The organism is Streptomyces sp. NPDC001231, assembly GCF_042896885.1.
Lineage (GTDB): Bacteria > Actinomycetota > Actinomycetes > Streptomycetales > Streptomycetaceae > Streptomyces.
Genome location: NZ_JBIAXS010000043.1, coordinates 1 through 13,982, shown reverse-complemented (window position 1 = coordinate 13,982; position 13,982 = coordinate 1). Strand labels below are relative to the sequence as shown.

Here is a 13,982-nt window from a genome sequence, read left to right as displayed (position 1 = left end):
AAGGGCGACGAGGGGCCAGGAGGAACCGCGCGAGAGCGCGGGCGCGGGGGAGGACACGGGCGTTCCCAGGGCATGCGAAAGCGACAGGGGGAGGGTGGAGAAAGAAGGGGGTAGGGGCGACCGTCGACGGACAGGAACGCGAGGCAATTTGTATCAAGCGCGGGCATGTGCAAAAAAGGCGGGATGATGTGATCTGAATCACATTGTGTTTGTTGTCGGGAGTCCTGGGAAAAAGTGACGCCCCGTCTGGTTCGGTGGGGCGTGTTTGTGCAGGTCAGCGACGGTTCGGAGGCGGAGTGGGCAAGGCACTGGTGGGGGTCGTCATCACCGCGCTGCCACCACAGCAGGAGGCCGCCCCACCAAGGCGCGAGGGTGGCTGGCCCGGCGTCAGCCGTGCTGGCAGGGGCCGTAACCTGATCGGGTGGACGACGCCTCTTGCTTCTGCCTCCTGTGCGCCCCTCCTTCGGATGGCCCGGCCTGGGAGGAACGTGATGGCCGCATAGCCGCAAGCGTCTCCGAGTTCGGCTGGCACGTGATGGGTGTCGGTGCCGGGGGCGATGCGCCGGCGGACTGGGCCTACTCGATCGGCTTGTGGCACACCCTGCGCAGCCCTGAGGTCTGCGTCTTCGGCCTGCGGGTCGAGACGATGATGCCCATCCTCAACGTTGCGGGCGGAGAGATCCGGAACGGTCACCCACTGGAAGCCGGCCAGGTGCGTGACGACATCCTGAACGGCTACCAGGTGACGGTCCGGCCCGTCCACCCAAGCTGGTACCGGGACTTCTTCGGTGCCGGGATCGACTTCTACCAGGCCCCTCCGCTTCCGGTCATGCAGTTGTTCTGGCCGGACAAGAAAGGCCGCTTTCCCTGGGACGACCAGGTCGAAGAGTACTGCCGCGCGAGCCGGCCTCTTCTGTGGATCTCGAAGGACGAAACCAGTGGACCGTGGGCCGATCTCGACTGAGGCCGACCCTCGGTCCTGGGCGCGTGGCCTGGATCTCATGGACGATCTCGCAGTGCGCGGCGGGCACCACGATGTCCGCCTCCACGGGCCGTCCCTGGTCACTCGGCGATGAAGCCTCGGCCCCGAGGGGCCGGCCGCCGGCACGGACTCTGTGGGCCGTCTGCGGGAAAGCGGTCCTCGCCTGCTTGTGCCTGCGGTCCGGCTTCCTCACCGCGCTGAACAATCGCCTGGTCGTGGCTTATTCACGCGTCCCGGCGGATTGAGGGGAACGACCGATGGTCGCAGCGGAACACCCGAATCGCAGGGCTCTGCTCGCTGGTGGACTCGCGGTCTCCACGGTGGCGCTTGCGGGGTGCTCGTCGACGAGTGCCACCCCACTGGCGACCAGTGCTTCGCCGGAAGTGGGCCCGACAACGCCCGCCGCAGCATTCGCGAGGCTGATGGATGGCAACAAGCGGTGGGTGAGCGGAGACCTTCAACACCCCGACCGGGATCCGAACCGGCGCCAGTTCGTCGCCCGGGGGCAGAAGCCGTTCGGGGCGATCCTCGCCTGCATCGACTCCCGGGTGCCGCCTGAACTTCTCTTCGACACCGGGCTGGGTGACCTGTACGTGATGCGTACCGGAGGAGAGGCGGTCGAGCCGGTGGTCACGGGTTCCGTGGAGTACGGGCCCATGACGAGTGGCACTCCGCTCATCGTGGTCCTCGGGCATCAGCGGTGCGGAGCCATCGAGGCGGCGTACAAGTCCCTCCATGGCGGCAAGCCGCTGCCGGGCAACCTCGATGCGATCGCCAAGGCTCTGCGTCCGGCGTACGAACAGGCGGTCAAGGAAGGCGATGCCGACCCGGTCGAGACCATGGCCCGCGCGCAGGCCAAGCTGACCGCAGCCGACCTGCGCTCCAACCAGGACCTGGCCCCACTCGTAACAAGGGGCAGTCTTGCCGTGGTCGGCGCGTACTACTCCCTCGACACCGGGAAGGTAGAAGTCCTGGCGGGTGCGCCTTCCTGACCGGTCGACTGAGCCAGACGTGTAATTGCGAGGCCGTTGATGATCAGCCCGGTCGAGACGGTTTGATCGCGCAGGCCTGGTCCAGGTTCAGTGGAACATGCTCAGCCGTGCCCGCCGAGCGGCCTTCGATCGACTGCCGCGAGATGGCCTGGATGAGTGCGGCCGAGGCCGCTGAGTCCCGGAAAATCAGAGCGCGAGTACAGGTCGAGTGGAGAAGTCCTCATACATGTCTTCGCCCTCCGGTCCGTATACGAACTCGGTGGCGAGGAAGGGATTGCGGTTGGCAGTGGCCAGGGGCAGCCATCCCAGCAGGTGGCCGTAGCCGCCGCAGGCCGACTCGCCGCTGTCGCCGCCGTGCACCGCGGTGACATCGCTCGTCAGCTCTGTCCGGTACGTGTCGTAGGCGATGTGCAGGCCCAGGGCGTTCGGTCCGTGCTGCGGCCCGGTGTGGTCGTCGTAGGGGATCCGGTCGAGGGGGCAGTCGTCGCCCCAGCGGAACAGGGTGTTCGCACCGGCGCCGCAGGCGTGCTCCCACTCGTCGGAGCTCGGCATCCGCAGGCCGCGGGCCGCGAGCACGGCCGGCGTGTCGGCGGGAGGCTCGGTCAGGTTCTCGTCCTCCACTGCCATGAGTACCGTCGCCAGGGTGACGCGCCGGCGTGGACTGAGCACCCGCGCAAGGTGGGCCCGCAGGTCGGGGCCGTACCCGAAGCCCTGCTCCAGGCTCTCCTGGTAGTCGGCGGTCTGCTCCGGCGTGGGCTGCCAGGTGTCGAGGTCGAATCCGAGCGTGACCGTGCCACCCGGTACCAGAGCAAATTCCTGTGTACTTCGCTCGATCCGGACGCAGTGCATCCGGGCACCGAGGTGCTCGACGGCCTCAACGGCGACCACGTGGCCACCCGCCAGGTCAGCTGCCTGCTGTGCGACTCGGCGGGCGGTCGACAGGTCGAATGACCGCCACTGATCAAAGGTGAGGTCGGCGAGAGACACGCGTCGCAGTCTTCCACGCGTGCCTGACAGAGCCCGCGTCAGGGCCACTCACTGGAAGACGGGTGCTTCCAGTGCAGGAATCTTGTTGACCTGCGTGGGATCGGTGCCGGTGCCGATGGCTGCGGACTTGGTTCCCCGGGGGCCCCGTGGTTCCCTTCACGATCTGGCACGGGTCCGGCACCTCTTGCGGCGGCAGGGCGAGTGTCACAGGTGACGGAGGCCCATCTCGGACATGCCGCTGCCTGTGAGGTTGGGGGCCAGTAGGGGCACCCAGAAGACGGCGATCGCGAGCGCGAGCGAAGCGAGGCCGACGACCCGGGCGACAAGACGACCCCGCGGGAAGCGTTTCTCTGCGGTGACGATGGCGGCCAGGGCCACCATGGCCCAAAGATTCATCACACCGAACGCCGTGAGCAGCAGCATCAAGGACCAGCAGCATCCCAGGCAGAACGCGCCGTGATGCGCTCCGGCACGTAGATGGCGTGAGGGGCCGCGGTACGACGCGTAGCGCAGCAACAGGCCTATCGGCGAGCGGCACTTGCTGAGGCAGAAATCCTTGAGGGCGGTGAGCTGATAGACACCGTTGACGGCGAAAACGGCGGCGGCTGCCGACGTCCCTGTCGTGGGATGTGTGGTTGCGACGTGTGTCGCGACGACGGCTAAGGCGTATGCCGGCAGCCCGGCGGCGGCCCAGACCAGTACGTAGCCGGCGGTGAACGCGATCATGCGCGGCGCCCGGTGAATGGGGACGGTCCGCGCGTACATCGAGGCGACAGGTGCCGTGGCCGGCAGCATCATCGCGGTCATCATGACCGTCCACATGCCCATGAAGGCGGGCAGATTCCCTGCCATGGTCCGGAAGCCCATGTCCCCCCAGCGCAGTGCCGCCCATGCCCAGGCCGCGGCCGCCGTGAGCAACACCAGCCCGGAGTAGCGCGCGCTGTGCCGGACTGTGATCGTTGTCCTGATCACGCCGACCATGAGAAGGGCGCCGAGTGTGCGTTGCGGCCGGTGAAGTCCCATGAACGGCCGTGTACGCCATTGCCGATGGCCCGCGTCGATCGGGCGATCGTCAACGTGCTGTTCGCCGGGTGGAACATGCCGGTCAGCCCCATCACGGGACCGTCCTCGCCGAACTGTGGGGCCACCTGGTCCTCGATCTCGATGTCGATGGCGTCCGCCACCTGCACCGTGTGGCGGCGACCGTCGTCGTGGAAGTCGATGGAAACGCGTTCGACGCCAAGGACCTCGCCGATGAGGGGGACGAGCGCCGCCATCGGTCCGCCCACCTGCCCGGAGAAGACCTTGCCCAGCGCGTCCGCCTGGCTGTCGTCGGCCGAAGCGTCGACATACAGCGCGACCTGCCAGCCGCCGTCGGCCATCACACGGGGCGCGTCGGCGAAGACGACGACGCTGTGGTCCGACACGTCCACGCCGTCGATCTCACCCCGTGCGACGTGGAACGCGAGAGTCACCTGGCAGCGGTCGTTGTCGGCGGGCGCGGTCATACCTGAGGTGGTGCACGGACACACGGTGTCGCAGTTGCAGCTCTCAAGGTACGTACCGTTCAGATTCCAAGCCATCTCTGTACTCCTGCCTGGGGCTGGGTCGCGCGCCCGCCGGCGATGCGAAGTGGGGTTCAGCCGACAGAGCGAAAGACCTGGTGAGGGCGTCGACCTCGAGTGGCGTCTCGACCTCATGAGGGGAAACGGGGGGACGCGTGCCGCGCGCCCGCCCGGCCACAAGATCGACACCAGGAAAGCTCCTTGGTTCGAACGGCCGTCCGAGTACTTCCCAGGCTAGTCCCGCAATCGCACGCGGGGCATCTGCGACCCGCTCACCCCGCGGGCCCAGGCTTGGATCGCCGAATTCAGCCAGGCGTTGCGCCCCTGCGTGGACGGCGCCTACGTCAACGTGCCGAACGTTGCCATGCAGGACCGGAAGACCGCCTACTGGGGATCCGACTTCGGCCGACTGCGAAAGATCAAGGCGAAGTACCACCCGCACAACGTCTTCCAGTACGACCGGAGCATCCCGCCCGAGTCCCGCTGACCAAGCACGGCCTGAGTTCTCTCCGTTGTCAACCTTCGGACCCGCCTCCTGGGAGAGATCCATGTTCCACACCAAGGCGTCTGGACCAGCGATCTCGACATGCGTGCGATCGGGTGCTCGTGGTGGAGGCTGAGGGTCAGGGGCGGTTCAGACCCCACGTCTGCAGGGCGTAGGGCCGCCCCTTCTCCTCACCCCTGATCAGCGGCACGTCGAGCAGTCTGAAACCCGCCTTGGTGGCCACGGCGACGCTCGCGGCGTTCTCGGCCTCCAGCTCCAGGATCACCCGCCCCGCGCTCAGCTGCTCGAAGGCGTACGCGGCCATGACCCGCACCGCACGCGCCGCCAGCCCCTGGCCGCGGTGCGCCGGGCCGACCGCGTAGCCGAGCTCCGTGCCCTCGGGCGCACGCCGCAGCATCACCTCGCCGAGCGGTGCGCCGCCGTCGACGGTGATGGCGAGCAAGATGGCCGAGCCTTCCGCCCGCAGCTGCCGGTCCCGGTCCAGCCGTGCGCGGGCGGCCGCTTCGTCGAAGGGGGAGACGATCGGCGTCCAGTACGCGATGTCGGGGTGGTCGAACAGCTCCGGCATCGCGGCCAGGTCCGCCTCCGTCCAGTCGCGGAGGACGAGACCCTCCCCCGAGAGCTCGATCCGCTCGGGAAACGACGAAGTGGCGCTGCTCATGGTGGGGGACCTCCCTGGCCTGTTCAGGACAAGGCAGGATAACTGGGCACAGGCAAAGGCTCACCGGCATTTTCCAGGGAGCAGCTGCGTTCGACAGATGCCGTGGACCTCACGCACCAGCTCGAAGAACGGCAGCAAGAACTCGACGCGGCTCGCGCCGCCAACCGTGAGCTGATCACCCGCCTGAACACGACTCCGCGCTCGCGCGAAGTGACCTGGTGCCATATCGGGCAGCGTTCGCCCTCTTGTGTGCGAATCCGGCGCACCGCTACCCTCCGCCGGTGCCTTCCCTAGTCCCGTCCCTGCCGCCCGGCTATCGTTCGCGGCCCTCGACCACCGACGACGTCCCGGCGATTCACGCGCTGGTCACGGCCTGCGAGCGGGAGGTGTACGGGCGGGGGCAGAGCGACGCCGGGGCCATAGCCGCCGATCTCGCGCGGCCGGGCCTGGTGCCGGATTCGGACACCGTCCTCGTCCTCGACCCGGCTGGACGCCTCGCCGCCCGCGCCTGGGTAGACCGGCGCTCCGAGGTGGACGTGCATCCGGAGCACCGAGGCCGGGGCCTGGGCGCCGCACTTCTCGGCTGGACGCTGGCGCGGGCACGGCAGGCCGGCGCCGAGCGCGTCGTGCAGACCGTGCCGGACGCGGACACGGGCGCCGTGACGCTACTGCGCGCGCACGGGTACGTGCCGCTGGTGACGGCCTGGCTGCTGGAGTTCGCCATGCCAGGCGAGCCCGCGGTGCCCGAGCCCCCGGCGGGCATCACGGTGCGGCCCTTCCACACCGGCGACGGGCCCGCCACGCACGTCCTCGTCCAGGACGCGTTCGACGAGTGGCAGGAGCGGCGGCAGTCGTACGAGGAGTGGGCCGCCCACACCGTGGAGCGGCCCACGTTCGCCCCTCAGCGGTCGGCCCTGGCCTTCGCCGGTGATCATCTGGTGGGCGCCGCCCTGGCGCTCGACGTGCCGGGCACGAACGAGGGCTACCTCGAACAGGTCGCCGTACGCCGTGACCACCGCGGCCGCGGCATAGCCCGACTCCTGCTGCGCCATACCTTCCGCGCCTTCCACCGCGCGGGCCATTGCTCCTGCACCTTGTGGACCCACTCGGACACCGGTGCACTGGACCTCTATCTACGGGTCGGCATGACAGTTCGGCACAGCTCCACAGTTTTCCGCAAGGACCTCGGCGCGTAGGACCGCTCCGCAGATTGCTGTGGGCTCGGTACCGCCGGAACGCCGCTCAGTTCTTCCTGGGCGCGGGTGACGGGTGCGTGGGCGATGGGGAAGTTCACCGAGCGGGCAATGAGCGCTGCGCCCGCCGCACCGCTGATGCGGACACTCCGGGCCGAATCTAGACTGAGCGACGCATGGAAAGTCCTGGATTAGGGAGATGTGCACCGTGGCCAAACGAGGGAACAAGCGACGCGGTCGTAAGAAGAAGAAGGCCAATCACGGCAAGCGTCCCAACGCCTGAGCCGACCTGACCCTGTCAAACCGCTACCGCCTCGCCGTCCGGGAACGCGACCGTCACCCGCCCGTCGTCCTCGCGCGTGCACGTGATCGACTCGCGCAGGGCCCAGGGGTGGACGACGTCGCGGGTGAGCACCACCAAGGTGACGTGGACACTCTCCCCGCCCGGATGGCGCACGGCTCGCAGGTACGGGGTCGCCGAGTGCGGGCCGTAGGCGTTCGCCTCGACCTCGCGCGCGACGCCCGTCTCCTCGTCCCATCCGTACAGCGCGGCCACGGCGCTGGTCAGCCCCGACTCCGTACGGGTCAGCGCCCAGCCGGGCACCTGCTCCGAGTGCGGGCGCACCACGTCGGCGACCGCGTACCCGCCCTCGCGCACCGTCACGCCCTCAGGTGCCCGCACCCGGTGCACGCGCAGCTCCCACGGCCCGTGCGCATGCTCGTCGACTCGATCGAGAACTCGTCCTCCATGCCCGGGAGTTGCACGTCGTGACGGCACGACGCGCGGCGCCCCTGGCACATGAGGCACCCGGTCCAGGCCGGATTCGTGCGTGATCCGCTCCACGGTCTCGCTGAGGGTGCTGCTGGAGTCGATGAGGGTCTCGGTCCCGCTGGGCAGCAGGTCCCGCTCGCGGTACCAAACTCGGAGGCGCGGGTCGGCGACCTGGACCAGGTATGCCGGGTCCGGCTTCGTCGCATGCCGAACGATCGTTTCCTGGAGCGGCGCGTCCAGGTAGTAGCAGCGAGATGCCCCGGTGGTCGCGAACGAGGTCCTCAAGCATCGCGCCGTAACGGTCGGCATACTGCTCACGTAGGCGAGCCGCGATGGATGACTTCATTTTCGGAGACGATGAGGTCGAGGGCGGTGACCTTCTCGTGGAAACCCCTGAGCGTCATCGCCCGGTCTCGTCGCGGCGGCAGTACAGGTAGAGGTGGGGCTCGGGCCCGGCGCCGGGGTGGTCCGGGGTGAAGGCGGTGCTGTGCCGGGACAGCACCGTCAGCCCCGCCGCCTCCACCATGCCGACGACGTCCTCCTCCGCGAAGCTCGTCGCGCGGACCGGCCGACCCATGAAGACCACTTCGACGTCCTCCACGTCCGCGGGCACGGTGGCCAGCACCAGATGCCCGCCGGGCCTCATGGCCAGGGCCAGCCGCCGGGTCAGAGCCGACTGCTCGGCGCGGGTCATCTGCAGCAGCGAGAAGAACACGCACACGCCGTCGAACGAGTCCGCCTCGATCGGGAGATCACGGATGTCGCCGCAGCGGAACTCGGCCTCGGGGACCTGACGGGCGGCGAGTTCGACCATGACGGGGGAGACGTCGATGCCCAGCACCGAGTGCCCTGCCGCGATGAGCGCGGCCGCGGTGGGCCGCCCGGTGCCGCTGCCCACGTCCAGTGTCCGTGCGGCGGGCGGCAGCCGCTCGATCAGCCACTCCAGCGCGGACAGGTGAGCGGGTGCCTGCGCGAACGCCTTCTCGTAGGCGGGGCCCAGCGCGTCGAACAGCACGGCGGCAGGCGGCCGTTGGTCTTCGTGCCTCACGTCGGTGTCCCTTCGCTCGCCAGCCTGCATCGTCGCACCCACCCACTGCGTGCCACAACAGCAGCCCAGTGCGAGACCCGGCCGGGCCGGGCAGCGGAGAACGAGAGCCGTACCCAGCCACCGCCGGTTCCTCGCCGCCCGCTGTCAGCCTCTCCACGCACCATGGGCGTCCCGTCGATCCCGGTACAGCGCAAGGCCCGCCGCGAGTACGAGAATCGCGTCAACGTCCTCGCGAGTAGGCGGGCCGTGATCAACGGCTTGGCGTCAACCGCTGTACCAGCCCCAACGACGGTGCACCGACGTATCGTTGGCTGATGCGCGCACACCATATTGACCGCCCAGCCGATCTCGACGTGGTTCGTGAGTCCTATGACCGAGTGGCCGACAACTACGCCCACATGGTGCTGACCACGGGAATCGGCGACATCCGCAGCCATCCATGGCTCAAGGCATCAATCGACGCCTTCGCTGACACCGTGAGCGAACTTGGGCCTGTCCTCGACGTCGGCTGCGGACCCGGAACGGTGACCGCCTACCTTGCCGAACGCGGACTGGACGTGTCCGGGGTCGATCTCTCTCCTCGCATGATCGAGAACGCGCGCCGTCTTCATCCGGAATGCCGCTTCAGCGTCGCCTCTGCCACCGACCTCGACCTTGGAGAAGCGTCCCTTGGCGGCGTGCTCGGTTGGTGGTCACTGTTCAACCTCCCCCGCGACGTCCTTCCTCAGGTTCTCGCCCTGTTCGCGCGCGCCCTGAAGCCAGGCGGACACTTCATCACAGCAACGCACGTCGGCGACGAAGACCTGGTGCGCACCGAGGCCTACGGAGGGGTATCCGTGCGTTGGACGACACACAAATGGCAGCCGGAACAACTCGTGGACCTGATCGAGCAGGCCGGCCTGCGCCCGGTCGCCGAACTTCGGCTCCCCGCAGATGAGCAAACCGGGCCGGGGCTGGTCGTCATGGCCAAGAAAACCGGCTGAGGATCGGGCGTCGGAAGCGGCACAGGGCCTCGTGCCGGGCAAGGTCCCTCCGGACGGTCGCGACGCCGGTTGAAGGTATTGCTCTGCCAGGCAGCAGGCAGCAGGCAGCAGGCAGCAGCCAGCAGGCAGCAGGCGGCAGGCAGCGCGGCGACCGCGACCGGAGCGGGCCTCGTCACGATCGCGGCCGACTGGATCAATAGCCTGTTACGAGGCTCCCGCGTCAGCAGCCAACGATCGTTATCCGCGCTGAAACGATCCTTTGTACGACGGGCGTCGTCCGCATAGGCTGCACGCCACACCACAACTGATGAGAACCGGGAGAGCATCGGTGAAGCCCATGTCATCCCTCCCCGAGACGCTTCAGCGATTAGACGCGCTCATCGAAGATCAGCAGCTGAACCGTGCGGAACTCGTCGATCCGCGTCGGCTGGCAGAGAAGACAGCTCTGCCGGAAAGCACCGTCCGCACGCTCCTCGCCGGCGGAACACCACCCCAAGAGGAGGTGGGCGAACGGGTCTGCGCACGTGTGAGAACTCTCGCCGACGCCTACCTGGCCCGGACCGGGAGACGAAAGCGCGAGCTGGTCGCCGCCGTGCACCGGCAGTGCGGCATCTCCGAGGTCTGGGCCCGACAGATCATCGACGGCAAGAAGGTTCCCTCCGTCGAACTCCTCCACGGCCTGGTGAAGTTCTTCGACCTCAGGGACGCGAAAGAGGCGTTCTTCACCGACGAGGCCCCCGACGCCCTCAACCGGGTACTGCTGTCGACCCTGGACAAGTACGAGAACCCCGAACAGGACCCCGTCCAGGCCCTGCTGAAGAAGTACGGCGTCGTCGCCACAGACATGCGCCACCACGGAAGCCTGAGCGCCGAGCAGCTCGAGACGCTCCTCGCCGGCGTCATCAAGTCCGTCATGCCCCCACAGGAGGACAACGGCCGATGAGTACCCGCGCCATGAAGTCTCTGCTCACCGCCCTCGGCAGGGAAGCATCCAAGGCCATCCAGCGGCCGGACGAACCGAGGGCCGTCATGAAAGCGTTCTGCCAGGCCATGAGCGCGCGCACGGGCCGCCCCATCCAACTGGCCTTCCGCGCGTTCCCCGCAGACCTGCCCGTCCCGGTCTCCGGCATGAGGATCGACTTCGGCGAGCGCTCCGTCATCGTGGTCGAGCAGAGCATGCACCCCGAGGCCCAGCTCGTCATCCTCGGGCACGAGCTGTGGCACGAGGAGAACGGCGACTGCGGTCACCACGTCGCCGGCATGAACGCAGCGGCCCGCGCCACCACCAGCGAGGCGCCCGAAGCCGTGCAGCGAGCGGTCGAGCAGATCCTCACCACGGAGGAAGTCCCGCGGGATGCCCTCCTGACCGTCGCAGCCCGATCCGACTCGGTCGACAGTCACGAAGTGGACGCCGAGACCTTCGGCCTGCTCTTCGGCCGTGAGGTCCGCACGTGGGTGACCGGCCGGTACGCGGAGAGCCCGGTCAGCGCGACCACCGTGGAGGGCCGCCTGAACCTGTCGCTGCTGAACCGAGGTGGGCGCCTTCTCCGATGAGCCCTCACTTCCACGTCCCGTACCTCCTCCCCACCGTTCTGCTCGCCATCGCCCTCGCCTTCAAGGCGCCGACCTTCTTCCGGGCCTGGCGCGACCCCGACGTCAGGGCAACCACCCTGCTGCTGACCTGGGCCACGGTCGTGCTCATCGTGATCACCCCGATCAACATTCACCGGCTCAACGTGCTGACCGGCGTCCCGAACATCGCGGCGCCGTGGGCGTACTCGTTCCTCACCGCGTTCAACGCGACCGGCCTGACCATGATCATTCGGTGGCGCGAAGCACCCTCCGAAGGCCGGCGGCGGCGGATGATCCGCATCTACTGGATCTACGCGGCCGTCGGCGTCGGCCTCTGGGTGACGTTCCTCCTCGCCCACGCCCCCGAACCCCGCATCTACGACCTCGACACCTACTACGCCGGCACGCCATGGATGCGCGAGCACATCCTGCTGTACCTGCTCGCGCACATGGTGTCGTCCCTGGTCGCCACCTACATGCTGTGGCGGTGGCTGCCCGAAGTCACCAACCGGTGGCTGAAGGCCGGCGTGATCTTCCTACAGCTCGGGTTCGCCTCCGGGCTGCTCTTCGACGTCACCAAGCTGATCGCGGTGGGCGCCCGCTGGTTCGGCGTCGACCTCGACCTTCTCAGCACCAAGGCCGCGCCGCCCTTCGCGCTGGTCGAGGCCATCCTGGTCGCCCTCGGGTTCATCGCCCCGCAGGCCGGGCCTGTCCTGCAACGGTGGAGCCGGGACCAGCGTGACTACTGGCGGCTGCGGTCCCTGTGGCGCGTGGTCCGCGTCGTCAAACCCGCCGCGGTCGCCGCCCGGCTCCGCTTCTGGGCCCCGCTCGATCTGCGGCTGATGCAGCGCCGGCAGCGCATCCATGACGCGCTGCGCCTGCTCGCCCCCTACCTCGACCAGGGCCTCTACCGGCAGGCGTACGAGGCGGCCGCGGCCGCCCACGGCGCCGACGAGGCCCATGGGATCGCCGGGGCCGTCGCCATCCAGGCCGCGACCGACGCGTACCGCAACGAGACCCCCACCAGCAGCGGCCAGACCCAGCAGGCCGCGACCGGCATCGCCGACCACATCGACGCCGTCTCCCGGGCCCTGTACCGCCCCCGCCTCATCGGCAGCATCCGCCAGCGGGTGACCAGCACAGAGAGCGTGACCGCACATGCCTGACATAGCTACCGGCAGACCTACCGCCATCGTCATCGGCGCCAGTGCCGCGGGTCTTTTCGCCGCCGCCGCACTCACCGAACACGCCGACGTCACCCTCCTCGAGCGGGACACCCTGCCCGACGGCCCCGAGCCCCGCCGCGGCGTTCCCCAAGCCCGGCATGCTCACCTGGTGTGGAGCGGCGGCGTACGCGCTTTCAACGACCTGGTGCCCGGAATCGTGGACGGCGTCGTCGCCGAGGGCGGCCGTCTGGTCCACATCATGGGCGACATGGTCTCCCGAGCCCCCAACGAGGTGTGGTTCCGCCGCTTCACGTCGACGCACCACCGCAACCTCGTCAGCTCCCGCGACCTCCTCGACGCCGTGCTGCGTCGGCACGTCCTCGCCGACGAGCGGATCACCCTCCGTCAGGACACCACCGCTCTCGCCCTCGTGGGCGACGCCGACCGCGTCACCGGCGTCCGGGTCCGCACGGGCGACGACACGTCCGTCCTCACCGCCGACCTCGTCATCGACGCCTCCGGCCGCGGGTCCCGCGCCCCCCAGTGGCTCGAAGACCTCGGCCTGCCCCGCGTCACCGAACGAGAAGTCAACGCCGGAGTCGCCTACGCCACTCGCATCTACCGCGCGCCGGGCACCACCGCCGACGCTGACTTCCCCCTCGTCAACGTCCAGGCCAACCCTGCGCAGGCCCCCGGCCAGGGCGGAATCATCCTCCCCGTGGAGGGCGGTCGTTGGGTTGTCACACTCTCCGGCACCCGCGGTGGCGAACCCACCAGCGACCCGGATGCGTTCGTCGACTTCGCGCTCGGCCTGGGCGACCCCGTCATCGGGGAGCTGCTCAAGGCCGCCGAGCCGCTTGGCGACGTCGCCACCACACGCAGCACCGCCAACCACCGCCGGTACTACGAGAAACTCGCCCGCTGGCCCGACGGGTTCACCGTCCTCGGCGACGCCATCGCCGGATACAACCCCGTCTATGGCCACGGCCTCACCGTCGCCGCTCAGGGCGCCCTTGCCGTCCGCGACGTCCTGCGCACCACCCCGGTCACGGCTCCTGGGCTCGCGCGCCGTCTCCAGCGCGTCGCGGCCCGGCCCGTCGCCGCCGCCTGGGACCTGGCCGTCGGCCAAGACGCGTTCTACCCCGGCGCCAGTGCCACCCCGCCTACCGCCGTGGAGCGCTACCTCGCCGCGTTCGTCGACCGGGCAGTGGCCACCGGCGCCCGCAACCCGCGCGCGCTCGGCGCCCTCCTGGACGTGATGAGCATGGAGAAACCGGCAACCCGCCTGTTCTCCCCGGACATGCTCGTCCCGATGCTGCTCGGACCCAAGCGGTCGTTCCTGTCGAAGCCGCCCCTCACCGACGACGAGCGGTCCGCCGCCAACCCCTAACCGAGATCAACTTCGCCCAATTGGGCAAGCCACTGGGCCCCGCACGAGTGACGTACGGGGCCCTCCCGTTCCTAGTAGGGCTTGGTCAGGTCGGGTGTGGTGGTGCGTGTCCTTCTGGGCCGGTGTGGCGTTGGGAGTGTGTGACTCCGGACGAGGTTGCTGTGGT

Annotated in this window: 16 protein-coding genes and 1 pseudogene; 10 read left to right on the top strand and 7 right to left on the bottom strand. The window is 68.9% G+C overall.

The window, feature by feature from the left end; translation table 11 throughout:
* Positions 1-421: 421 nt before the first annotated feature.
* Positions 422-964, top strand: coding sequence for a DUF4262 domain-containing protein (locus ACFY3J_RS35220; RefSeq protein ID WP_384187142.1), 543 nt, complete (start codon positions 422-424; stop codon positions 962-964).
* Positions 965-983: 19 nt separating this feature from the next.
* On the opposite strand, the pseudogene ACFY3J_RS35215 reads toward ACFY3J_RS35220, so the two are convergent.
* Positions 984-1,067, bottom strand: a pseudogene (locus ACFY3J_RS35215) (GntR family transcriptional regulator); the annotation flags it as partial.
* Between the two features lie 358 nt (positions 1,068-1,425).
* Between ACFY3J_RS35215 and ACFY3J_RS35210 the strand changes: the two are divergent.
* Positions 1,426-1,974 carry a carbonic anhydrase gene (locus tag ACFY3J_RS35210; RefSeq protein WP_390842568.1) on the top strand — a complete coding sequence of 183 codons (549 nt, stop codon included), beginning with the start codon at positions 1,426-1,428 and terminating at the stop codon, positions 1,972-1,974.
* Positions 1,975-2,160: 186 nt separating this feature from the next.
* Here the strand turns inward: ACFY3J_RS35210 and ACFY3J_RS35205 are convergent, their stop codons facing one another.
* From ACFY3J_RS35205 to ACFY3J_RS35195, 3 genes are all read right to left on the bottom strand, one after another.
* Entirely contained in the window at positions 2,161-2,961 is an 801-nt protein-coding gene (locus tag ACFY3J_RS35205) for a hypothetical protein (protein WP_384187148.1), read from the bottom strand.
* A gap of 204 nt (positions 2,962-3,165) precedes the next feature.
* A complete protein-coding gene (locus ACFY3J_RS35200) occupies positions 3,166-3,942 on the bottom strand; it encodes a DUF2182 domain-containing protein (protein WP_390842567.1) in 777 nt (258 codons plus the stop codon).
* Positions 3,930-4,544 carry a DUF1326 domain-containing protein gene (locus tag ACFY3J_RS35195; protein ID WP_384187153.1) on the bottom strand — a complete coding sequence of 205 codons (615 nt, stop codon included), beginning with the start codon at positions 4,542-4,544 and terminating at the stop codon, positions 3,930-3,932. The genes ACFY3J_RS35200 and ACFY3J_RS35195 overlap by 13 nt, the downstream gene beginning before the upstream one ends.
* 310 nt (positions 4,545-4,854) lie before the next feature.
* On the opposite strand from ACFY3J_RS35195, the gene ACFY3J_RS35190 reads away from it, so the two are divergent.
* Positions 4,855-5,013, top strand: coding sequence for a BBE domain-containing protein (locus ACFY3J_RS35190; protein WP_390842566.1), 159 nt, complete (start codon positions 4,855-4,857; stop codon positions 5,011-5,013).
* Between the two features lie 136 nt (positions 5,014-5,149).
* On the opposite strand, the gene ACFY3J_RS35185 is transcribed toward ACFY3J_RS35190, so the two are convergent.
* The gene (locus ACFY3J_RS35185) at positions 5,150-5,692 is read right to left on the bottom strand and encodes a GNAT family N-acetyltransferase (protein WP_390842565.1); all 543 of its coding nucleotides are present in this window, start codon (positions 5,690-5,692) and stop codon (positions 5,150-5,152) included.
* A 281-nt stretch (positions 5,693-5,973) separates the two neighbouring features.
* On the opposite strand from ACFY3J_RS35185, the gene ACFY3J_RS35180 reads away from it, so the two are divergent.
* Positions 5,974-6,888: a GNAT family N-acetyltransferase gene (locus tag ACFY3J_RS35180; RefSeq protein WP_390842564.1), complete on the top strand. Its 915-nt coding sequence runs from the start codon at positions 5,974-5,976 to the stop codon at positions 6,886-6,888.
* A 196-nt stretch (positions 6,889-7,084) separates the two neighbouring features.
* Positions 7,085-7,168, top strand: a complete 84-nt coding sequence (locus ACFY3J_RS35175) for a 50S ribosomal protein bL37 (protein ID WP_372496954.1) — start codon at positions 7,085-7,087, stop codon at positions 7,166-7,168.
* Between the two features lie 15 nt (positions 7,169-7,183).
* On the opposite strand, the gene ACFY3J_RS35170 is transcribed toward ACFY3J_RS35175, so the two are convergent.
* Both ACFY3J_RS35170 and ACFY3J_RS35165 read right to left on the bottom strand, forming a co-directional pair.
* The gene (locus ACFY3J_RS35170; RefSeq protein ID WP_390842563.1) at positions 7,184-7,942 is read right to left on the bottom strand and encodes a hypothetical protein; all 759 of its coding nucleotides are present in this window, start codon (positions 7,940-7,942) and stop codon (positions 7,184-7,186) included.
* A 115-nt stretch (positions 7,943-8,057) separates the two neighbouring features.
* Positions 8,058-8,735, bottom strand: coding sequence for a class I SAM-dependent methyltransferase (locus tag ACFY3J_RS35165; RefSeq protein WP_384187185.1), 678 nt, complete (start codon positions 8,733-8,735; stop codon positions 8,058-8,060).
* Between the two features lie 284 nt (positions 8,736-9,019).
* On the opposite strand from ACFY3J_RS35165, the gene ACFY3J_RS35160 reads away from it, so the two are divergent.
* The 5 genes from ACFY3J_RS35160 to ACFY3J_RS35140 all read left to right on the top strand — a co-directional run bounded on the left by ACFY3J_RS35160 (position 9,020) and on the right by ACFY3J_RS35140 (position 13,816).
* Positions 9,020-9,688 (top strand): class I SAM-dependent methyltransferase, encoded by a 669-nt coding sequence (locus ACFY3J_RS35160; RefSeq protein ID WP_390842562.1) that lies wholly within the window; start codon positions 9,020-9,022, stop codon positions 9,686-9,688.
* A 337-nt stretch (positions 9,689-10,025) separates the two neighbouring features.
* On the top strand, positions 10,026-10,631 hold the full coding sequence (locus tag ACFY3J_RS35155; protein WP_384187169.1) for a hypothetical protein: 606 nt from the start codon (positions 10,026-10,028) through the stop codon (positions 10,629-10,631).
* A complete protein-coding gene (locus tag ACFY3J_RS35150) occupies positions 10,628-11,242 on the top strand; it encodes a toxin (protein ID WP_384187172.1) in 615 nt (204 codons plus the stop codon). Before ACFY3J_RS35155 ends, ACFY3J_RS35150 begins: the two co-directional genes overlap by 4 nt.
* Positions 11,239-12,426 carry an MAB_1171c family putative transporter gene (locus tag ACFY3J_RS35145; protein ID WP_384187174.1) on the top strand — a complete coding sequence of 396 codons (1,188 nt, stop codon included), beginning with the start codon at positions 11,239-11,241 and terminating at the stop codon, positions 12,424-12,426. Before ACFY3J_RS35150 ends, ACFY3J_RS35145 begins: the two co-directional genes overlap by 4 nt.
* Positions 12,419-13,816 carry an NAD(P)/FAD-dependent oxidoreductase gene (locus ACFY3J_RS35140; protein WP_384187177.1) on the top strand — a complete coding sequence of 466 codons (1,398 nt, stop codon included), beginning with the start codon at positions 12,419-12,421 and terminating at the stop codon, positions 13,814-13,816. Before ACFY3J_RS35145 ends, ACFY3J_RS35140 begins: the two co-directional genes overlap by 8 nt.
* Positions 13,817-13,982 lie beyond the last annotated feature (166 nt).